The organism is Gilliamella sp. ESL0250, from assembly GCF_013345045.1.
In the GTDB taxonomy this organism is placed as follows: Bacteria; Pseudomonadota; Gammaproteobacteria; order Enterobacterales; family Orbaceae; genus Gilliamella; species Gilliamella apicola_H.
Genome location: NZ_JAAEDV010000015.1, coordinates 12,875 through 35,191 on the forward strand (window position 1 = coordinate 12,875; position 22,317 = coordinate 35,191).

Annotated in this window: 20 protein-coding genes; 10 read left to right on the forward strand and 10 right to left on the reverse strand. The window is 35.4% G+C overall.

Annotated features, from left to right (window positions below):
- Positions 1-44: 44 nt before the first annotated feature.
- The 5 genes from fdhE (at position 45) to GYY69_RS11040 (ending at position 5,180) form a co-directional block, all read left to right on the forward strand.
- Complete coding sequence (gene fdhE, locus GYY69_RS11020) at positions 45-953, forward strand: formate dehydrogenase accessory protein FdhE (RefSeq protein WP_174797722.1); 909 nt, start codon at positions 45-47, stop codon at positions 951-953.
- Positions 954-1,151: 198 nt separating this feature from the next.
- On the forward strand, positions 1,152-2,111 hold the full coding sequence (locus GYY69_RS11025) for an ABC transporter substrate-binding protein (RefSeq protein ID WP_174797723.1): 960 nt from the start codon (positions 1,152-1,154) through the stop codon (positions 2,109-2,111).
- 291 nt (positions 2,112-2,402) lie between these two features.
- Positions 2,403-3,380: an ABC transporter substrate-binding protein gene (locus tag GYY69_RS11030; protein WP_202985005.1), complete on the forward strand. Its 978-nt coding sequence runs from the start codon at positions 2,403-2,405 to the stop codon at positions 3,378-3,380.
- A gap of 58 nt (positions 3,381-3,438) precedes the next feature.
- Positions 3,439-4,383, forward strand: coding sequence for an ABC transporter permease (locus tag GYY69_RS11035; protein ID WP_174797724.1), 945 nt, complete (start codon positions 3,439-3,441; stop codon positions 4,381-4,383).
- A 2-nt stretch (positions 4,384-4,385) separates the two neighbouring features.
- Positions 4,386-5,180 (forward strand): ABC transporter ATP-binding protein, encoded by a 795-nt coding sequence (locus GYY69_RS11040; protein WP_174797725.1) that lies wholly within the window; start codon positions 4,386-4,388, stop codon positions 5,178-5,180.
- A gap of 251 nt (positions 5,181-5,431) precedes the next feature.
- Here GYY69_RS11040 and GYY69_RS11045 read toward each other — a convergent pair whose 3' ends face one another.
- The 6 genes from GYY69_RS11045 to orn all read right to left on the reverse strand — a co-directional run bounded on the left by GYY69_RS11045 (position 5,432) and on the right by orn (position 12,419).
- A complete protein-coding gene (locus GYY69_RS11045; RefSeq protein ID WP_174797726.1) occupies positions 5,432-5,980 on the reverse strand; it encodes an NADAR domain-containing protein in 549 nt (182 codons plus the stop codon).
- Positions 5,981-6,531: 551 nt separating this feature from the next.
- A complete protein-coding gene (locus tag GYY69_RS11050; protein ID WP_174797727.1) occupies positions 6,532-7,953 on the reverse strand; it encodes a cation:dicarboxylate symporter family transporter in 1,422 nt (473 codons plus the stop codon).
- 93 nt (positions 7,954-8,046) lie between these two features.
- Entirely contained in the window at positions 8,047-9,378 is a 1,332-nt protein-coding gene (locus GYY69_RS11055) for a CoA-disulfide reductase (protein WP_174797728.1), read from the reverse strand.
- 195 nt (positions 9,379-9,573) lie between these two features.
- Positions 9,574-10,569 carry a ferrochelatase gene (hemH, locus tag GYY69_RS11060; protein ID WP_174797729.1) on the reverse strand — a complete coding sequence of 332 codons (996 nt, stop codon included), beginning with the start codon at positions 10,567-10,569 and terminating at the stop codon, positions 9,574-9,576.
- Positions 10,570-10,578: 9 nt separating this feature from the next.
- Positions 10,579-11,850, reverse strand: coding sequence for a lipid IV(A) 3-deoxy-D-manno-octulosonic acid transferase (gene waaA / locus GYY69_RS11065; RefSeq protein WP_174797730.1), 1,272 nt, complete (start codon positions 11,848-11,850; stop codon positions 10,579-10,581).
- Positions 11,851-11,855: 5 nt separating this feature from the next.
- Positions 11,856-12,419 carry an oligoribonuclease gene (gene orn, locus GYY69_RS11070; protein WP_174797731.1) on the reverse strand — a complete coding sequence of 188 codons (564 nt, stop codon included), beginning with the start codon at positions 12,417-12,419 and terminating at the stop codon, positions 11,856-11,858.
- 79 nt (positions 12,420-12,498) lie between these two features.
- On the opposite strand from orn, the gene rsgA reads away from it, so the two are divergent.
- Entirely contained in the window at positions 12,499-13,527 is a 1,029-nt protein-coding gene (rsgA, locus tag GYY69_RS11075) for a small ribosomal subunit biogenesis GTPase RsgA (RefSeq protein WP_174797732.1), read from the forward strand.
- A 137-nt stretch (positions 13,528-13,664) separates the two neighbouring features.
- Here rsgA and GYY69_RS11080 read toward each other — a convergent pair whose 3' ends face one another.
- Both GYY69_RS11080 and dauA read right to left on the reverse strand, forming a co-directional pair.
- Positions 13,665-14,210: an HdeD family acid-resistance protein gene (locus GYY69_RS11080; RefSeq protein WP_174797733.1), complete on the reverse strand. Its 546-nt coding sequence runs from the start codon at positions 14,208-14,210 to the stop codon at positions 13,665-13,667.
- Between the two features lie 192 nt (positions 14,211-14,402).
- The gene (gene dauA / locus GYY69_RS11085) at positions 14,403-16,076 is read right to left on the reverse strand and encodes a C4-dicarboxylic acid transporter DauA (protein WP_174797734.1); all 1,674 of its coding nucleotides are present in this window, start codon (positions 16,074-16,076) and stop codon (positions 14,403-14,405) included.
- A gap of 435 nt (positions 16,077-16,511) precedes the next feature.
- Here dauA and plsB point away from each other — a divergent pair, with 435 nt between their 5' ends.
- From plsB to GYY69_RS11105, 4 genes are all read left to right on the forward strand, one after another.
- Positions 16,512-18,929 carry a glycerol-3-phosphate 1-O-acyltransferase PlsB gene (gene plsB / locus GYY69_RS11090; protein WP_174797735.1) on the forward strand — a complete coding sequence of 806 codons (2,418 nt, stop codon included), beginning with the start codon at positions 16,512-16,514 and terminating at the stop codon, positions 18,927-18,929.
- Positions 18,930-19,024: 95 nt separating this feature from the next.
- Complete coding sequence (locus GYY69_RS11095; protein ID WP_174797736.1) at positions 19,025-19,549, forward strand: SMI1/KNR4 family protein; 525 nt, start codon at positions 19,025-19,027, stop codon at positions 19,547-19,549.
- An 89-nt stretch (positions 19,550-19,638) separates the two neighbouring features.
- Complete coding sequence (locus tag GYY69_RS11100; RefSeq protein ID WP_174797737.1) at positions 19,639-20,124, forward strand: CPCC family cysteine-rich protein; 486 nt, start codon at positions 19,639-19,641, stop codon at positions 20,122-20,124.
- 210 nt (positions 20,125-20,334) lie between these two features.
- Positions 20,335-20,643 carry a hypothetical protein gene (locus tag GYY69_RS11105; RefSeq protein ID WP_194240641.1) on the forward strand — a complete coding sequence of 103 codons (309 nt, stop codon included), beginning with the start codon at positions 20,335-20,337 and terminating at the stop codon, positions 20,641-20,643.
- A 95-nt stretch (positions 20,644-20,738) separates the two neighbouring features.
- Here the strand turns inward: GYY69_RS11105 and ubiA are convergent, their stop codons facing one another.
- Both ubiA and GYY69_RS11115 read right to left on the reverse strand, forming a co-directional pair.
- Entirely contained in the window at positions 20,739-21,566 is an 828-nt protein-coding gene (gene ubiA, locus GYY69_RS11110; protein WP_174797738.1) for a 4-hydroxybenzoate octaprenyltransferase, read from the reverse strand.
- A 155-nt stretch (positions 21,567-21,721) separates the two neighbouring features.
- Positions 21,722-22,279 carry a TorD/DmsD family molecular chaperone gene (locus GYY69_RS11115; protein WP_174797739.1) on the reverse strand — a complete coding sequence of 186 codons (558 nt, stop codon included), beginning with the start codon at positions 22,277-22,279 and terminating at the stop codon, positions 21,722-21,724.
- Between the last annotated feature and the right edge of the window lie 38 nt (positions 22,280-22,317).

Genomic DNA, 22,317 nt, shown 5'->3' on the forward strand with positions numbered 1-22,317 from the left:
TAAAAATCAGTGATAAGTGAAATCACAATCAATGAGCATTTATAATGAGTATCAAAATCATCCCTCAAGATCAACTTGAACTACAAGCGACAAACTCAGTTATTAAACAAATTCCATTACTCTTTTATCCATCGCCTAAAACGCTGTATATTCGTCGAGCAGAGCGTTTAACGAGCCTTGCAAACAATAGTCCTATTAGTGATTATTTGAAATTTTGTGCAATAATCGCTGAAAAACAAGCGAATTTAATTAAAAATAAGCCTATAGATATTGATGTATCGTGTTTATTAAACAGCGATCACCCGCCACTTAGTTTAGCTAATTTACCACTTCAAAACACTTGGCAAGATTACTTAACTGCATTATTGAACTCATTTTCTGATACAACGCAGCAAATCACTTTAGTCATAGATCAGCTTAAAAAAAATAGTTCTCTAGAATTACAAGATAAAGCATTGCATTTACTTAAAGGAGAATTTGATCGAGTCGATGGCAATGAAACAATATTTATTTGGTCATCATTATCGGTTTATTATTGCCAACTTGCCAGCCAGATTAAAGGTAAAGCTATCGCAGAAAATACCGATAAACTTTGGTTGTGTCCTGTTTGTAATAGCATGCCAACAGCTAGCGTGATTCAATTAGGTAGCCACAATGGTTTGCGCTATTTGCACTGTAGTTTATGTGAAAGTGAATGGTATGTACCTAGAGTTAAATGTACTTGTTGCGATAACATGAAAGACATACAATATCTCTCACTAGAAAAGGAACTCTCAGCAACAAAAACTGAGTGTTGTGACGTTTGCCATAGTTATCTAAAAATACTTGATCAAGACAAAGACCCCCATATTGAAGTCATCGCTGATGATATTGCTTCATTGATATTAGATATCAAAACAGAAGAAGAAGGTTTTGCAAAAAGTGGTATAAACCCTTTTATATTTGCTAAATAAAAAACTTATATACTGATACCTATAAAAAATAAGTTTTATGGGGATCAGTATATAAGATTTATTCAAAATAATTAATCAGTTAAATTATATTGTGATGATGGTATTAGTTTATATAATAATTAATTAACAAATACAACTTAACTTTTTTGATTAATAAAGCTAGAATAGAACCATTGTACTAGTTTACGAGTTCGACTTATGAAACGCTTTATTTTATTAATCATAATTTTGTTTACACCTTTTTTGAGTTTCGCAAATACAATAAAAAATGTCGCTATTACGGCGATTGTTGAACATCCTTCATTAGATCAAATTCGTGATGGTGTTAAAGATGAATTGGCAGAAAACGGCTATAAGTTAAACGACAATTTAACGGTACAATATAAAAGTGCACAAGGAAGCAGTGCTACAGCAGCCCAAATAGCTAGACAATTTGTCGCCACTAAACCAGACGTCATTGTGGCAATTGCAACACCAAGCGCTCAAGCAACTGCCGCTGCAACCAAACAAATCCCAGTCGTATTTTCCGGCATTACCGACCCTATCGCGGCTAAATTAGTTAAAAACTGGCAACCAACAGGCACAAACATCACCGGTGTCTCTGATTATCAAGAGATGGGTCCACAAATCGACTTTATGAAGAAAATCGTCCCTAATGTCAAATCGGTAGGCTATATTTATAGCCCAAGCGAAATTAATTCAACTGTCGTGTTAAAAAATCTACAAAAGCTTTTATCTCAACAAAATATTGCTTTGTTTGCAGTGCCTGCCCAACGAACTGCGGATATTTCAACAGCTGTTAATACATTAAAAGGTAAAGTTGATTTAATCTATACAACAACCGATAACAATGTTGTTTCAGCTTATGAGTCTTTAGTCAAATTTGCGAATGAAAATAAAATCCCACTTTTAGCTTCGTTCCCTGATGCAATCGAACGCGGAGCTGTTGCAGCATATGGTATGAGTTACTATGATGTAGGACGTCAATCAGGTAAACTAGTTGTTCGAATATTAAAAGGTGAAAAGCCAGGAAGTATTACCCCAGAAATAGGGCAAGCCCTACGCCTTGTCATCAATATTGAAGCTGCTAAAAAACAAGGAATAACCTTGCCTTCTGACGTTATTCAATCCGCTTACAAAGTCATAGGCAATAATTAAGCCCAACTCCACTAGAATAAATCAAGAACTTTGCTCATTTAGTGAAGTGGGCAAAGGGAAAATGGTACAAATCCCCCCCTTTTAACCAATTAATATAACCTATAATTCTTGCCATCCAATAACTAGATTAGTATCACTTAACATAGTATGCCGATATGACAGCAAATTACTGATAAGTGTAATAAAATATTTACAGTTATAACGGTTTTTACGCTAGAAAATTATCTATTTTTGCTTTATAGTAGCTCAACATTTAGCTTGGTTGTAAAAAAAATATTACAGGAGTGCCTTATGCGTAATTCTATTATTAAACTTTTTATGCTACTTAGTTTATCGTTTGCAGCAGTCTACTCTTCAGCTGATCCTAAAACTGAACAAAAATTTGTTGCTATTACAGCAATCGTTGAACACCCAGCATTAGATAATGTACGCAAAGGTGTTGAAGATGAGTTAAAGGACAATGGTTACATTGCGGGAGAAAATTTAAAATTACAATTTTCAAGCGCACAAGGTAGTAGTGCCAATGCGGCCCAAATTGCGAAACAATTTGTAGCAAGTAAACCAGATGTTATCGTCGGAATAGCCACGCCAAGTTCACAAGCATTAGTTGCGACAACAAAACGCATTCCGATAGTTTTCACTGCCGTTACCGATCCAGTGGTAGCCAAATTAACACCAAGTTGGGATGCATCAAAAACAAATGTGACAGGTGTATCTGATGCCTTATCACTTGATGCTCAAATTGACCTGATGCTAAAAATTAAACCTGATGCTAAAAATGTTGGTTATGTTTATAGTCCAAGCGAAACTAATTCAACCCTCATACTAAAACAATTGCAGGTTGAACTAGAAAAACGAGGTATGAAAATTATTGCCGCTCCAGCCCAGCGCACTTCTGATATATCAACAGCAGCGAGAAGTTTAAAAGGTAAGGTAGATATGATTTATACTACTACTGATAATAACGTAGTTTCTGCTTATGAAGCTTTAGCTAAAGTGGCTAATGAAAGTAAAATCCCACTTATTGCTTCTAATCCTGAATCGGCAGAACGTGGCGCAATTGCCGCTTTAGGTATGAGTTATTATGATCTTGGTCGCCAAGCTGGTAAAATTGTTATCCGCATACTTAATGGTGAAAATCCAGGCGATATTGCACCACAAGTAGGCAATATCACTCAATTAACAATAAATAAAAAAGCGGCTGAACGGCAAGGTGTTATATTATCTGAAAATGTATTAAAATCAGCGACCAAAATTGTCGAAAAATAAATTTACTATTTTCTAACTCAATCGCCAACTTTGGCGATTAACTTTAATGGATTTTTTCATGTCTTTTGAATTTTTATTAGGCTCAATTGGAATAGGACTTATTTATGCACTAGTAAGTTTAGGTGTATTTATCTCCTTCCGTTTACTTGATTTTCCCGATCTTACCGCAGATGCTAGCTTCCCTCTTGGTGGCGCAGTATGTGGATTGTGCATTTATGTAGGCATCGATCCTTGGATCGCAACATTATTTGGTATGCTTGCTGGCTGTTTTGCTGGTGCCATGACAGGAATACTGTATGTGAAGCTCAATATTCTTCAATTATTATCAAGTATTATTGTTATGATAGGGCTCTATTCTATTAATTTAAGGATATTAGGTATAGGGCCTTATGTGATGGATGAAACAACTCGACTAGCTGGTTCACCTAATCTTTCTTTACTTGATGCCAAAACAATATTTTCACCATTTATTGCTGAAGACTACAGTAATCAATATTTTGTACAACCCCTTATGATATTAGGATTTGTGCTTGTATTTTGGATGTTACTAAATCTATTTTTAAGTACCCAAAAAGGACTAGCCTTAAGAGCAACAGGGACTAATCCTCGAATGGCAAAATCTCAAGGCATACCGACAGATAGCATAACCATTTTGGGTATGGCCATCTCAAATGGTTTAATTGCGTTAGGTGGATCCCTTTTTGTGCAAACGCAAGGTAGTGCTGATATTACCATTGGTGTTGGTACAATTGTAATTGGTCTTGCCTCGATTATTATTGGTGAAAGCCTATTCCCAGCTAAACGTATTTGGGCTGTGATGCTAGCCGTTATTTTCGGTTCTATTTTATATCGTTTATTCATTGCTTTTGCACTTAGTAATGAGTTTTTACAAGAAATCGGTGTCGGAACAGAAGATCTCAATCTAATCACAGCAATACTTGTTGTGCTAGCTCTAGTTGTGCCTAAGCAATTAAAAAAACACGCTAAGATAAGAGGGAAGTAAGCATGATTAAAGTAGAACAATTGCAATTAACCTTTAATCGAGGTACTCCTATTGAAAATCATGTCTTACGAGGGTTAAATCTCAATATTAGTCAGGGCGAATTTGTCACTATTATAGGCAGTAATGGAGCGGGGAAAAGTTCGTTGCTTAATGTGATTAGTGGCGATTTACTTGTTGACTCAGGCCATATTGTCATTAATGGTCAAAATGTAACTCGCTGGCCAGCATGGAAAAGAGCTGGTATGGTGGCTCGTGTATTCCAAGATCCTATGGTTGGAACTTGTGAAAATTTAACTATCGAAGAAAATCTTGCTATCGCTTATAATCGTGGACATCGTTTTAGGCTATCTTCAGCTCTTAATTACGAAATCAGATCAATATTTAAAGAAAAATTGGACACATTAAATTTAGGTCTTGAAAATCGGTTATCAGATATGATGGGATTACTTTCTGGTGGTCAAAGGCAAGCTATTAGTTTGTTAATGTCAACTTTACAGCCATCTAAAATATTATTGCTTGATGAACATACAGCAGCACTTGATCCCAAAACTGCACAGTTTGTTTTAGAACTCACCAATGAAATTGTTTCAAAAAATCAATTAACGGCCATGATGGTGACTCATTCAATGAAACAAGCATTAGAGTATGGCACTAGAACAGTGATGCTTCATCAAGGGCAAGTAGTGCTTGATGTATCTGGAGAACAACGAGCTAAATTAACTGTAACTGATTTATTAGATATGTTTGAAAAAACGCGCGGTGAAAAAGTTACTGATGATGTGTTACTTTTAGGTTAACGAAAAATCAAAAAGCAATATTTCTATCAAAAATATTGCTTTTTTATACTTATTGCTACAAATTTTATTCTGGTCACATCGTGTTATGCATCGAGCCATTATATTTACTTCTTATTACAAATTGTAATAAAACAACCGATGTTTGAGTATAAAACGTTTCATAATATCAAAGAAATAATATTAAATTATCAATCATTGAGTCTCAAAATCAATAAATCCAAAAATTCTAATTAGCTATTTTTAATAACCAATTAATATGATTTCAATTGTTGGCGAACCGCCATCAAGGCAAAGCCTAATAAATTTTTACCTTGCCATGTCAAAGGGTTATCTATATTAGGGGCATCTTGCGCTAAACCGATTCCCCAAATTTTATCTACGGGACTGGCTTCAACTAAAACTCTTTGTTGAGTTGATAATAAAAAATCAGCTAATTGTCGATTCTGAGAAAATTTAGCGAAGTTACCCTCTATAACAATAGATAAACATTGTTCATCCCATGTTTTATCAACAAATCCCCTGACTTGGCGTCCCAATGACTTAGCAAGGCCTGGGCTGTTAGCTTTAAGAATTTCTTGTAATATCTTTTTATCATCAAATAATCTTGCTTTCGCTGCCATCATATAATGTTCTGCTGTAGCATAATAAATATCATCAACAATAAATCCGCTAGGGTACCATTGGCTAAAGCAAGCTTTGGTAATTATAGAGGAAGGCTCTCTTTGGTTATGCCCCCAAAAATATACATATTTAAACCTTTCTCCTGCTCTATAACGTTGGCATAACTCATCAATATCCACAATCTCTCCTTATGTATAATAAATGATGTATTATCATTGTTATATTTATTAAAAAGTAATAAAAAACGCCCTCAATTGCATAAAAAAGGCTATATAAATAATATTATCATAATGAGTATAAATTTTTGTTTATAAAAATGGCAAGATTAGTTATTTGCTTCAAGCTGCGATGTTTTTCTCTTTTTCTATTGAATATGTTCGCTCAAAAGTTATTGCTATAGCTCGACATTAATCGCCCTTTGTCAGTATTAAACTAATCAATAAGATAAAAATGTAGGTATACGATTAAATGGTTTATTAAAGGTTCTTAATGAACTCATTTCGTTGCGTAAGGATAGGAATTATTCGTGTTATTTATTGTAATTTTTCAACTAATATTTTATCGCATCCAAAGGTTGATATTGCGATTAATCTAGCATCACAATATGCCGATAAATGAGTGAGGTTAATGAGGTAAACAGAGATGCAAGGCTATGCTTTGTTATAAACAAATCATAGCCGATGCGTTAAAACAGAGTGAATATTCCCTTTTTTTGAAATAGTTATTGCCGTCAAACTTCTGACGGCTCATTTTCAAGGGTGATATTGGGATCGTTATACACAGCCATATCCATAAGGCCAATTTCACGATCAGTTGCCACAGCCGCTGTCATGGCGCCAGATACATTGGCTAAAGTTCTTGCCATATCAATAATTGGATCCACGGCTAAAACCATCCCAATTAATGGGAAGTATTCAGCCATCCCCATACCAGATAAAACAACGGTTGCGGCAACGGTTGCTGTGCCGGGAATGCCAGCGATACCGATTGAACCAATAACTACCACAATGACAAGCATAATATAAAATTGGATATTCGTTTCAATGCCAACCATATGGGCTACCATCACGGCAAGTAAAGCAGGGAAAAAACCAGCACAACCGTTCATTCCCATAGTGCTGCCAAGTGAGCCGACTAAATTTGCCGTGCCGGTATTCACTCCCATTCGAACGGTTAACGTTGAGATAGTCATAGGTAGTGAGCCAACTGATGAGCGACTAGTAAAGGCTAATAACCATGTTCCTAATGCTTTTTTGATAAACATGATTGGTGAAATACCATGAATCGAGACAATGGCGACATGCACAATTAGCATAATCAATGTGGCAATATAGATAGCGGCAACAAAGCTTGAAACCTGAATAATAGCAGGTATTCCATTAGAAATAATAGTGCGAGCCAGTAACGCAATGACTGCGTAAGGCATATATTTAATGATTGTCATCGCAATGGACATTACGATTTTGTAAAGTGCTTCGATAAATGTTTTAAAAAGTGCAATAGGTTGTGGATTCTTCTTTTCCATTCTATTGGCGGCCAGCCCCATTAAAGCCGAGAAAATGACTAATCCAACAATGTTTTCATTTACCATTGATGCAATAATATTACTTGGAATTAGATTCACAAAGGTATCAATAATATTGGTGTATTGTTTTGCTTGGGCTTGATGTACAGGGCTTGAGCTTATTTCACCTAAAGCAAATAGATTCGCTAGCAAAATACCGATGATACAGGCAATGGCTGTTGTAAACAGTAACCAAAAAATCCCTCTAAATGCAATTTGAGGTAGATTTTTTTTGCCCGAAAAATCGATAATTACTTTAACAATCGATACAAAAATAAGTGGTATCACTAGCATTCGGATAAAGGCAATAAATGCTCGACCAAATAGCCCATACCATGTTGCGGTTTCCTGCATCCAAATGGTTGATGTATCAGGAAAGCCCGCTACAGCTTGAATGCCTAAGCCAAGCACAGCACCAAGGATTAAGCCAACTAACATACGAATTGAAAAATTGACTTTTTTATCTTGTAACGGTTTCATCACCGCAAAAAAACAGATGAGAAGTAGCCCAATACCAATGAGGGTTTGATAATGAGTTATTGATAGGAACTTTTCAAAAAAAGTTCCTTGAAAAATGGCATCTGACATAATTAGCCTCTCTTTTGATAATTCAATTATCTGGTTAACAATCTATATTTAATCACATGACTTGCTGTTTAACTATAAATACATTAATGCTGCTTATTTGGCTATAGAGCCGGCAATATTTAAAATATCCCAAGGTCTGGAAAAAGGTGGCGCATACAGAAAATCCATCATGGCCAATTCATCAATTTTCACATTCGCCCATATAGCCGTTGCTAATGTGTTCACTCTTAATACCGCGCCCTGCCCACCGGCTATTTGTCCACCTAAAATCACGCGCGTATCGGCATGATAAATAAGTTTTGCTGTTACACTTGTTTGTCCAGCAACATAATTACTGTGATTTTTATCTTTAACCATGACAGTTTTATAGGGGATTGCGGCTTTTTTGGCTTCGTTTTCGGTTAAACCAGTGCGTCCGGCTTCGATATCAAAAACTTTTAACGCTGAAGTGCCAATTGTGCCGGGATATTCGCAATGTCCGCCACCTAAATTTTCGCCTACAATTTTGCCAAGCTTGTTTGCTCCTGTGGCGAGCGGGATATATATCATTGAATGGCTAACTTTATGGTAAAGCGCGACGCAATCGCCAGCGGCATAAATATCGGCAATATTGGTTTGCCCTAAGCTGTTAGTGATTATGGCACCATTTTCAAGTGTGTTGATGCCAAGATCTTTATAGATATCACTATTTGGTTTTACTCCTGTTGCAATAATAACCATATCAGCGGGATATCGTCCTTTATCGGTAATCACATGCGTGACACTGTGTGAGCCTTCAAAGCCAAGTACTCGTTCTTGCAAGTGTAGGTCGCAATGTTGTTTAATATTTTCTTCAATAAGGTCGGTAATTTGTTCATCAAACGCATCGACAAGGATTCTGCCATCCAATTGGATCAATTTAACCTTTTTTTGTAAGGCGACCAACGATTCAGCGATTTCAAGACCAATATAGCCAGCACCGACAACAATAACATTTTGGGTGTTTTGGTCTGATAATATGTGTTTGATTGCTAATCCATCGCGCAGATCGCGTAATGTAAAAATGTTTTTTAGTTGACCATTTTTAAAAGCAGGCATAATAGGACTTGCGCCAACCGCCAGTAATAATTTATCGTAGTTGTCATCAAAGCAATCACCAGTATTGTGATCTTTAATGGTTAATTTTTTTTGATTAACATCAATCGCCATTACTTCATGTAACGTTTTAATTTCAATACCATCTTTTTGAAATTGTTCTGGTGTTCGAGATATCATTTCATTGGCATCAGTAAAGTGGTTACCAATGAAATAGGGTAAACCACAAGCGCCAAACGAGACAATATTCGATTTTTCATAAATACGGATGGTTGCCTCTGGGTTCATTCTTTTGGCTTTTGCGGCAGCACTTGCACCTGCGGCTTGAGCGCCAATGATGATGATTTTCACTTAATTTTCTCCTCAGTGCTCAGATATTTAATTATTAATAATATCCTATCATACGTCATAAATTATTGGGGAGATAGATAGCTATTTAGCATTAATATTTATTAATTCAAAATTTGAATCATTTGAACGTTAACAATTACCAACTTTGTATCATCTTTTTAAGTCAAATGGCTTTTGTCAAAAAATTTCAGGAAACTATGTGTTTGAGTATAAATTTTTAAATATAATTGGTTGAGTATGATTGATTAACGCTATGATTAAATTAATCTGTAAGTCGCTCTCATTTAATGCGGGAATATAATAAAACGTTTTTCCGTCTGCATTAAAAAACAGTTCTCGATTTTCTTCATCAATTTCATAAAGGGTTTCAATACAGTCTACCGAGAAACCTGGGCAGATGACGTGCACGTTTTTAACGCCACTTTGTGCCAATGCTTGTAGTGTGTCGCTGGTACTTGGCGTAACCCATTTACCTTTACCAAATTTTGATTGATACGCCATTTGGATTGGTCGATTTATACCATTTGCTCGACATTTTTCGATTAATAACTGCGTGGTCATTTCACAACGTTTAATGTAATCCTCTTTTCGTTTGTGAATATAACGCTCTGGGATACCATGGTAAGAAAGCACGAGCACTTCAGGCTCTCCTTGATCTTGAAAAGCTTGTTTAATTTGTAAATAAAGTGCATTGATATAGCTTGGATGATCAGCATAATCACGAATATAACAGATATTATCAATGATTTGATCAGAGGCAATAATGTGTTTGAGTTTATCAAGTACTGCAAGAGTTGTGGTTGTGGAATACTGCGGAAAGAGTGGTAATACGGTAATTTTTGAACATGATCGAAGGTTATTTAATGCCGATTGCATATCCGGTTCACCATAAGTCATGGCTAATTCACATTGTATATTCGGTAAATGACGTTGTAATTTATCACATAATAATCGGCTATAATGCAATAAAGGTGATGCGCCATTTATCCAAATTTTTTGGTAATGGTGAATAATATAAGGTACTCGTTTTGGTATCACAAAGTACTTTAAAATGGGATACCAAAACAGCTTTGGCAAATCAACGACATGCCGATCGAGCAAAAACTCGGTTAAATACTGCTTTATTGCATCTGGCGTTGCCGCACTTGGCGTGCCTAAATTAACCAATAATAGACCTTGTTTTTTTTCCACAAGCAATCCCTATTTTGCGCAAAGATAATGGTTGATAATGTTAAGCAGTCGATCTAGTGCCCCTTGATTTTGTTTTAATACTTGATATGCCTGTTCGCCAATTTGCTGACTATTACTTTTATTTTCCAAAAGCGTATTAACTGCGGAATAAAGAGCGTCTGCTGAGCTAGCACAAATGATCATCCCGTTAGCTGAAATGAGCTGTTCACAAATAACTTTAAAATTGAAAAAGTGCTCGCCACTAATGATTGGGATGTGGTGAAGTGCTGGCTCTAATGGGTTATGCCCACCATGCTTCACTAAACTACCTCCAACAAAGGCAATATTGGCAATGCCATAAAGTTCTATTAACTCTCCCATTGTATCGCCCAAAATGACTCGTGTTTGTTTAGTCGGAACTTGGTTGCTACTGCGGTTAATATAATTTAACCCGCGGTCATTAATTAATTTTTCGACGGTTTTAAAGCGTTCAGGGTGGCGGGGAACAACGATTAATAACAAATCAGGGCATGTTTTTAATAATCGTTCAAAGGCAGACAAGATGATTTCATCTTCGCCACTATGTGTACTTGCAGCAATAAAGACAGGGCGATTTAATTGCCATTGTTGTTTTAGCATTGCAATTTTTTGCTGCTGTTGAGCCGTTAAATCAATATCAAATTTAATACTGCCGGTTATGGCTAAATGATCACTCGGCAAACCCAGTGATACAAAACGCTCTCCGTCTTGCTTATTTTGTGCGGCAATGGCGCTGATTTTTGATAGTAAATGGCTAATCGCTCGTCCTAGTTTGCGATATCGGTTAGCTGATCGTTCTGATAATCTAGCGTTGGCAAGAACCAGCGGAATATTTCGTTTGTAACACTGACAAATAAAATTAGGCCAAAGCTCAGTTTCCATAATAATCACTAATTTTGGCTGAACTGTTTTTAAAAAACGATTTATTGCGCAAGGCAAATCATAAGGTAAATAAACATGATGAACATTATCACCGAGTAACGATTTCACTCGCTCTGAGCCTGTTGGCGTCATAGTTGTCACTGTGATAGGTAAATTAGGATATTGTTGTTGCAATGCTTTGATTAGTGGGATAGCGGCAATCGTTTCCCCCACTGATACGGCATGCAGCAAGATACCGTTAGATTCAACTTTATTTTGGCAAAAACCATAGCGTTCAAGCCAACGCTTACGGTAAGCAGGTGCTTTACAGCTACGCCAAAGTAGCCTTAGCCAAACAAAGGGTTGAATCAAATATAATAAAACAGTATATAAAATTTGCATGCTAATTATTTGGTTAGATCAAAAAAGTGCTCGCGGTAATAAACCAGTTCGGCAATCGAATCACGAATATCATCAAGCGCTTGGTGCGAGCTCTGTTTGCTAATCCCTTTTAACATTTCAGGCCTCCAGCGTTTAGCTAATTCTTTAATTGTACTAACATCTAAATAACGATAATGAAAATAACGTTCTAAATTAGGCATATAGTTAAATAAAAAACGACGATCTTGCCCAATAGTATTACCACAAATTGGTGAGCTGTTTTCAGGTACCCATTGTTTTAAAAATTCGATGGTTTGTTGTTCGGCTTGTTGTTCGCTAATAGTACTTGTACGAACGCGCTCAATAAGTCCTGATTTGCCGTGGGTATTTTGATTCCACTCATCCATTAATGCTAATTGCTCATCAGATTGATGAACGGCAATTACAGGTCCTTCAGCAAGGATATTTAAATTAGAATCGGTAACAATGGTTGCAATTTCAATAATGCGATCAGTGGTTGGATTAAGTCCTGTCATTTCAAGATCAATCCAAATAAGATTGCTACTGTTAATTTGTGGTTGTTTGCTCATAATTTGCGATAGACATTTTCTTTTTGATACTGAGTAGTGTAGCATAACTGACAATCTGTTTTAGTAAAAAATGAGTGCTATGGCAAAAAATCAACTCTCCCAAAATCAAAAAAGGCGCGTAGCGGCAAAACACCAGCAACGATTAGCTATAAAACAAGATGAAAGTCTATCAAATTTTTCATCCCCTCGTGATGGTGTTGTGATAAGTCGTTTTGGTAAATCGGCTGATGTCGAAGATGATGCAGGCCTGATTTATCGTTGTAGTATTCGGCGCACGTTACCGTCGTTAGTCACTGGCGATAAAGTTTTGTGGCGCGAAAGTTTAGAGCCGAACACCAATGGTATTATTGAAGCGGTTCATCCTCGGCATTCTGAACTTGTTCGGCCTGATTTTTATGATGGTGTTAAACCCGTTGCCGCAAATGTTGATCAAATCGTGATTATTTCGGCTGTCTTGCCAGAACTATCACTAAATATTATCGATCGCTATTTAGTGGCTTGTGAAAGTACTGATATACAACCCATTATTGTTTTAAACAAAATTGATTTACTCAATGATCAGCAACGCGCTAATGTTGAAAAACAATTGGCGATTTATACTCATATTGGTTATCAATTATTATATGTTTCATGCCAAAATCAACAAGGTATTGCGGTATTGCAAGATGCCTTGCAAGGTAAGGTTTCTATTTTAGTTGGGCAGTCAGGCGTAGGTAAATCAAGTATTATTAATTTACTGTTACCTCATCAATCACAATCAGCGATGACTGGAGGTATTTCAGAAATATCAGGTCTTGGTCAACATACAACCACATCCTCTCGGCTTTACCACTTACCAAATGGTGGCGATATTATTGACTCACCAGGGATCCGCGAATTTGGCTTATGGCATTTAGAGCCAGAACAGGTAATTAGGGGGTTTAAAGAATTTGACAATTATTTAGGTGGTTGCCACTTTCGTGATTGTAATCACCTTGATACGCCAGGTTGTTTGCTACAAAAAGCAATGCAAGACGGTCAAATTGCCCCATCAAGGCTTGATAACTATCATCGAATTTTACAGACAATGCAAGAAGTAAAGGCAAAAACGAATAAAAGCTATAAATAATATAAATAATGAGCTTTAAACAAAATTAAAAAATTTAATTTTAGTTGGTTTAGTAATGATAGGCTCGAATATTATTTGTTGCTACTCACAATTTGTGAAATTTAAATTGGGAGTAGCAAAATAAAAAATATTAGGTATTAACGATTTTTTAGTGCAAAGCCGATAACGACATATGCCCAACCTTGGAAAATAAGATCAATACCTAAAAACATACCTAATATCCAAAGACTGTCATACGGCCAACCTGCAATAATCATAAATCCTAAAATTAATGTAATAATCCCAGAGGTTAAAACCCATCCCCACCGAGGTAAATTGCGGTTATTTAGAGCCGCAAATATTTGGGTAAAGCCGCCCATAATTAACAAGAACGACATCACTAATGTTAAGGCAGATGAAACAGCAACGGGTTGGAAAAATGACATTAATCCAATAAAAATATATAAAATTCCCATTACTGCCCATAAGGCTGATTGACCAAAACTTTTGATGCTAAAAGAATGTAGTGCTTGGGCAATACCTGCAATGAGAATTAATGTACCAATAAAATAGATAGAAAAAACGGTTGCAATGAACTGATAACCTAATGCTAAGCACCCTAATACAATTAAAATAACACCGACTAAAATAAACCAGCTTGATTTTTCTTTAAGAGCGTGGAACTTGTGTTCGTTAGATATCATGTTATTTACCTATTTTTATGAGTTAATTTTGGATTTCAAATGCAAACCACTGCAAAGACCTTAGTCTGTTAACAGCGATGAGTAAATGAAAAGAAAGGTCATGAAGGTACAATTTATTGCACAGTAATGCGTTTTTATGCAAACTTTCACTGTGCATATAAATTAGTCAATATAATAAAACTAAATTGAGAATTAACTTTTATCTTTCAGTGCTTCGTCTAGCGTCGAATAGAACATGAGTTTATTAGAAATTGGAACAATTTTGGCGCGAGCTAATGTTTTTAATGGTTGAAATTGTAATTCACAAATTGATAAATCAACATGTTCAGGTAGTTCATCGATAAAATGTATTAAAGCATTAAGTCCACCAGCATCAAGAATAGGTACTGCATCCCATTGTAGCACTATGTGCTTATATCCATTAATCTTTTGATAGATCTCTAAAAATGTGCGTTCAGCAGCAGCAAAAAACAGTGGCCCATTAATACGTAACACTAAAGTTTTATCGTCACTGCGATTTAGCTCAACTAAGCGAGTCATTCGAGCAATACGGCGCATAAATAGAATTGATGCAAGCACAATCCCGAGTGTAATTGCAATCACCATATCAAATAGAACTGTGAGCGACATGCAAATAAGCATAATCAATATATCATCTTTTGGCGCACATTTAATAATATAAATGACGCGTTGAACCGCGCTCATATTCCATGCGACGATAAGTAACAATGCAGCCATTGCAGAAAGTGGGATAAACGATAATGCAGGTGCAAAGCAAATTAGTGCAAGTAACACAACGAGTGAATGCAAAACGGCAGCAATCGGCGATGTTGCACCGGCTTTGACATTTGCCGCCGACCGCGCGATAGCTGCTGTTGCTGAAATGCCACCAAAAAAGGGCGCAATAATATTTCCTAAACCTTGACCAATAAGTTCGCTATTTGAGTGATGTTTGGTATGCGTCATTTCATCTAATACGACAGCACACAATAGCGATTCAATTGCGCATAACATTGCCATGGTTAACGAAATCGGTAATAAGGCGGTCAGTGTTGACCAATCCCAATTAAATTCAGCATGCTGCCAAGGTAAAATAAATTCTGGTAATACAGAGGGTATGCCATGACCTATTGTATTATCGGCTAGCGTATAGGTAAATCGTGAACCAATGGTTTCAATTTGATAACCAAATTGATTAAAAATAAACATGACAGCAATGCCAGCAACCAGTGCCGGTAAGTGCCCCGATATTTTGACTTTAAGTTTTGGCCATACAATTAACACTATCAGTGTTACTGTTCCGACTATAGTGTCAGCAATATTTATGGTGGGTAGTGTTTTCGTTAACTCAATAACTTTTTCAATATAGCGCTCTGGCATATGCTCAAGCGTTAAGCCAAAGAAATCTTTAATTTGCATGGTTGCTATAGTTATGGCAATACCTGATGTGAAACCTAATACCACGGGTAATGGAATGTATTCGATTAATCGCCCTAGTCGAATCAATCCCATTAATACAAGAAATATGCCAGACAGTAATGTTGCAACGAGTAATCCAGATAATCCATATTGTAACGATACCGGGTATAAAATAACCACAAATGCTGCAGTAGGACCTGAAACGCTAAAACGTGATCCGCCCGTTAATGCGATCACAAAGCCCGCTATAATTGCGGTGTATAGACCATACTGTGGTGGTACGCCACTAGCAATTGCTAGCGCCATTGCTAGCGGTATAGCAATAATACCGACAGTTATTCCCGCTATTAAATCCTTGATAAAACGAGTTGTGTTATAAGGGGTGTTTATACATGCTGATATAAATGCACAGCTAATTTTGGTGCTAGAAAGGCCATATAATTTCATTGTTTTTAATCAATTAGAGGGAAGTTATCTTGGGTGTCTAATAAGATAATCTTTTTTACAAAAAATAAAAGAGTGTTATAAAAATAAACACCTTTTTGTAAAGATGTTTATGTAGGCAAGGATTAATCAACTCATTATCTAATCAATATTACAGGATTAATATTGAAGATAAAAGCCAAGTAGATTCGTGGCGTTGATAGCAATAAAACGTTATAATCTGTTTTTTATTTACCTAAAATTACATGGACTAAAGATTGTGCAAATTTGTTAACGGTCAAACGGTAACAAGTATATACTTAATTCATTGCTCTTTTTAATACATAAAAACACTATCTAGCTTTACAAGCAAAACTTTTATTTTTGTTTGGTTGATGGGTTAAATAATTAAAATTAGTTAGGTATATCAATAACGCAAAAGTATGAGGTTTATTTTTTATGTTTTCTTGGTGGACTAAAGTTTATTTTTTTCTTATCCAAATCTTGGTCAAACTTTTTGTTAAAAGTAAACCGATTCCTACCGATCCAATAACAGAATTAGACCTTGATACCGACAGACCAATTTTATATGTGTTACCTTATAACTCTCAAATTGATTTGATGGTCATTCGTTCTCTTTGTTTACAATATAATTTACCTGATCCATTAGTTGGCATTGATATCAATGGTAAAAACATTCCTGCTTATCTCTATATTGATAAAGGGCCAGGTATTTTTGCCTCTAATCAACAAAAAAACAAAGCGATTGAAATTTTAAGAGATTATATTTCGGCACATCAACAAAATCATGATCTTGATATCCAAATGTTACCTGTTTCGGTAATGTTTGGGCGTCGTCCCGATATTGAAGGGAAAAAAAAGTTATCACTACAAGTGCTTGGTGCAACCAGTAAGTTTTTTAAAATAATTACGCTAGGCAGAGACTGTTATACGCGATTTTCTCGCACGGTTTCATTTAAAGATATTCATGTGGATAAACAGCAAGATCTTCCTGTTTTAGCACATAAATTAGCACGTGTTGCACGGATTCATTTTGCAAAACAGCGCATGGCCTCAATTGGCCCTAAACTTCCTGTTCGTCAAGCAATGTTAAATAATTTACTCAAAAAACAAGTACTTTCTGAAGCTATACAAGAAGAAGCCAAAAGTAAAAATGTGAGTCTTGATAAAGCCCAAAAAAATGCATTAGTCATTTTAAATGAAATTGCGGCTAATTTTTCTTATCGTATGCTAAGAGTTACAGATTTTGTCCTCACTTGGGCGTGGAATAGGCTTTATCAAGGGTTAAAAGTGACAAATGCTGATCCTGTTCGTGAGTTAGCGCAAAATGGTCATGAAATTGTCTATGCCCCTTGTCACCGTAGCCATATGGACTACTTATTATTATCTTATGTACTTTATCGACAAGGGCTAGTCCCGCCCCATATTGCAGCTGGCATTAACTTGAACTTTTGGCCCGCAGGTCCTATTTTTAGGCGATTAGGTGCATTTTTTATTCGCCGCTCATTCAGAGGTAATAAACTCTATACTTCGGTTTTTAGAGAATATTTAGCTGAACTTTTTATCCGCGGTTATGCTGTTGAATATTTTGTTGAAGGTGGGCGATCACGTACCGGTCGGTTACTCGATCCTAAAACAGGCATGTTAATGATGACAATTCAAACATTATTACGTGGTGATGCAAGACCAATTACTGTTGTGCCCGTTTATATTGGTTATGAGCATGTACTAGAAGTTGCTACCTATGCTAATGAATTACGAGGAGCAAAAAAAGAAAAAGAGAGTTTATGGCGTACTATAAAAGCATTTTTAAAACTAAAAAAATTGGGGTTTGGTTATGTCAATTTTGGTCAACCGATACCGTTAAACCAATTTTTGAACCAACATATACCAGAATGGCGAGATGCTATCGAACCAACCGGCACCCAACGCCCACAATGGTTGACACCAACAACTAACTTACTTGCTAAGCAAATTATGGAGCATATTAATTCATCAGCGGCAATCAACGCGATGAATTTATGTTGTTCAATATTATTAGCGGCAGATCAACGAGCGCTAACTAAAGTTAGGTTAATTGAACAGATAGATCATTTGTTAAAATTATTAAAAAGTATTCCTTATTCAGATTTGATCACTATTCCAGATCAAACACCAGAAGAATTGTATGAACATGCCAAAGAAATGGGGAAATTTGTTATCACAACAGATGAAGCTGGCGAAATCGTCGGTCTTACTTCCGAACAAGCGGTTTTAATGACTTATTATCGAAATAATATTCAGCATTTGCTGATTATTCCTGCTATCGTGGCGAGAATTTTACTCAAACATAATCGAATTTCATCTACTGAAGTGCTAGAACAGGTAAAACTAATTTTTCCTTTAATCAAATCAGAACTATTTGTTTATCATAATGCAGAACAACTTACTGAATATGTGAATAAAATTATTAAAACGTATGCCGAATTAAACCTCATCAGCTATTCACCAGATAAATTAACATTGAATTATTTAAAAATGTCGGATTTACAGTTAATTGCGTCATCATCTAAAGATACATTGCAACGTTATGCCATTGCGTTTTCTTTATTGCAAAAAGATCCAACGATTAGCCGTGCGACACTAGAAAAAGAGGCGAGACTCATTGCTGAGAGGTTATCTGTTTTGCATGGTATTAATGCTCCGGAATTCTTCGACAAAGGTGTCTTTTCAACATTAGTTGCATCACTACGAGAGCAAGGTTATTTAGATGACCAGAATGATACCAACTTAGCAAAAATTGAAACCATGAATACAATACTTAAGCCTTTAATTACAGCACGAGTAATGCAAACTATCGATGAAATCAATTTATAACTCAAATAATAAAAAGTGCATGATGAAGCTATTAAATAAAAAAATAATAAGTCATGCTTTTTAGTTGATACGGTTTTGGTGAAAAGAAAAAACAGATGGTATTGAAACTAGAAGAAACACAACAGCAATTAACTGATGAAGAACTCAACGAATTTAGTCAATTAGTTGGGAATAAAATTCCCGATGATTTTATCAGCTTTTACCGCCAATTTAACGGAGGAACTTTTATACAAGTTGATAGTAAAATGAGTAATTATGTTGATGACAAGTTTTTGATTAATTTTTTTAGCATAAAATATGGCCTTACAATAGAAAATATTTATGCGCAGTTTAGGCGAGATTTTCCGCAGCTACAAGATATGCTACCTTTTGCTTCTGATCTAAACTTGAATTGTTACCTGCTTTCATTAAGGCCTCAAGATAATGGTTGTGTTTACTACTGGTCAGTCGTAGAGCAAGAATTAACATTGCAATTTGATTCATTTAACCGTTTTATTTTATTTTTGGATGAGGTATTACAGTCTCTTGACAAAAAATATAAGAAAAATCGCCAGCTAGATATTGTTATATGGAGTTGGGTTATAGTTTCAATTGTGCTTTACATTTATTTCAAAAAATGACCGTTTGTGGTAATTATATTCTTTCTAAATAGGTAATTAGCACTATAGCGTTCATTTAATTATGAGCTTAATAGAGACATAGCAGTATTATGTGTATATCTTTTTTGCGTGATGAGGTCATCAATTTTTTAAGTTATCATGCGTTATTTAGTTTAAGCTTACAAGCTAGAACAACGTATTTATTTGAAAATGGCATGATAAACCAGCAATCTTGCGAGCATGCTAAACAAGCAATATTTAATAATGATATTCTTGATAATTATAAACCCTCACCGTTATTCAAAAATCGTTATCTCGAAACAAAAATCGAGCAAATTACCGGTAATAAAATCAAGATTATTGATCATCCAGATAGTGAAATATCAGGGGTAGCTTGTGTTTGTTGCCAATTTATGGTGTTCGAAAGCGCTGAAGATGCTCTTTTTGAACTATGCCCTGTTTGCAATTGGCAGGTGGATAAATTGGATAAAAATGGTTATAGCAAATTAAACAAAAGTTACTTAACAGATTATAAAAATAATATCGTCACAAAAGAAATGATTGAGCAATTTAGTGATATATTTATAAGAAGGTAGACACCTACCACTTAAAATTGAAGCAAGTGTAATTTTCTATATAAATTTTCCTCTCACAATGGGAGTATGTAAGATCTGTCTTTTTTAAACACAAAAGAATCTTTATGGCTAAGTAAAATTTGATAATTTATTATTAAGAAGCCCTTTAAATAAATTGGTACACATATTGAAAAATAAAAGAATAACAAATAACTAAATAGGAATCTAAAAATGCAACGTTCGACAGTTAATGTCAAAATTTATTGGCGATCTATACAACAAGGTGGAAAACAAACGCTTCCCATAAATACAAAATACTATCCGATCACTGAACCGCTTAAAGATAAGCAGGGTGATATGACAAGTTGGTCATTGGTAATAAATGTTAAAAATAATGAGCACATTAATACTCACGAAAGAATAGGTTTTGGTGAAGCTCATTTTTTAATGGAAAATGCGCCCAGTTATTTACTCAATAAAGGGTTTAAAATAATTATTTATGAGGGACCTAAACAAGTGGCAACTGTTGAAGTGCTTTAATTATTTTTTTAAATAGCAAAGGGAGCCCTAAATAAAATTTTATCATGGCGATATTTAGACCAATCAATCTATAACCTCACAAAGACCTTTAATTTTTAAGCAAAAAACAGACCTAAAAACACGATAAAACCCACATAATTATTATTCATAAACGCGTTGAAACATCTGTTTCGAACTCGATTTTTTATTAGCCATTGTTGATAAATAAATAGTGCTGTAACTAGTAATAAAGCAATATAGAAGATCTGTGATAACTGATTAGTTAAACCAATAAATAATAAACCAATAACTGAAACTATCTGCAATAATCCAATGATTAATTTGTCATAACATCCAAATAAGATGGCGGTGGATTTGATGCCAATTTTTACATCATCATTGCGATCGACCATGGCATATTCAGTGTCATAAGCAATTGTCCAACATATATTAGTAAAGAAAAGCAACCAACAGGTTAACGGAAACTGCTCAATGGTTGCCGCATATACCATCGGAATGCTCCAACTAAATGCAATGCCTAATATGACTTGTGGTAAATGGGTATAACGCTTCATAAAAGGATAAATAAGTGCGGTTAATAATGCAAAACAGGCAATCAACCAAGAGAGTTTATTTAAAGTTAATAATAAACAAAGGGCGATAAATAATAATATAAATAAGGTCAATAATGCGTTTTTTTCGGTCAATGCACCACGGGCAAGGGGGCGATTTTTTGTGCGTTCAACGTGTGCATCAAAATGGCGATCGGCATAATCATTGACTACACAGCCAGCTGCACGCATAACAAATACACCTAAAATAAAAATGAGCGTGATATAAGTATAAGGTAAGCCAGTAAGCCAAATTGCCCAGAGTGTTGGCCAAAGTAGTAATAAGGTGCCAATTGGTTTGTCTAACCGCATTAATTGTATATAAGCTAACATCAATATTATTTACCTTAAAAATCAGAGGAGGCATTATACCGATTACGATAAAAGCTGCAATATTATGATATCGTAGGTTATCTCTTATAACGAAACAAAATGAATATTTGAATAAAATAACTAGCTTTTGATCAATGAGCATGCATATTATGTCATTAAAGCATCTGTAAATATTGATCAACAATCTCCGCTAAAGCTTGATAAAACGGGCTAACCCTGTTTTGCTTTAGCTTTTTTAGATAGGCAGAAGACCAAATCATCAAATGTTCATTGATTAATTTTTTTGCCACTACAGCGTTATTATTTTCAAGCAACATGGCATAGGCCATTAGCATTAATCCAAATTGATCTTCTGGCTCATTTATGCCTGTATTGAGTGTCAAACCATGTTGTTGCAAAAATTTACGATAGTATGCTTGTGATTCACTTAGCAATAGGTGTTCTTTATCGAGGTAAAATGAACCCCACGGCGGTGCCGGCATCGTTCCTTGACCTTCAAATAGTAATGAAAATTGATAGTTAAGTTCAGGATCATCCATATGATTAGCCAATATACTACACTGCTTATCAATAAAAGCAGGATCTGGCCACTTAACCAAATGGTTAATATGTAATAATGCCTGCATTAATGGCGTAGTAACGTTACTATTTGGTGGATAATAAAAAAAAGCACCAAGTAGCTTTGCTAATGTGATAGAAGCGATTTTATTCAAAGAAATATCTCCTCAAAACTATGTCATTAGTTAATTGT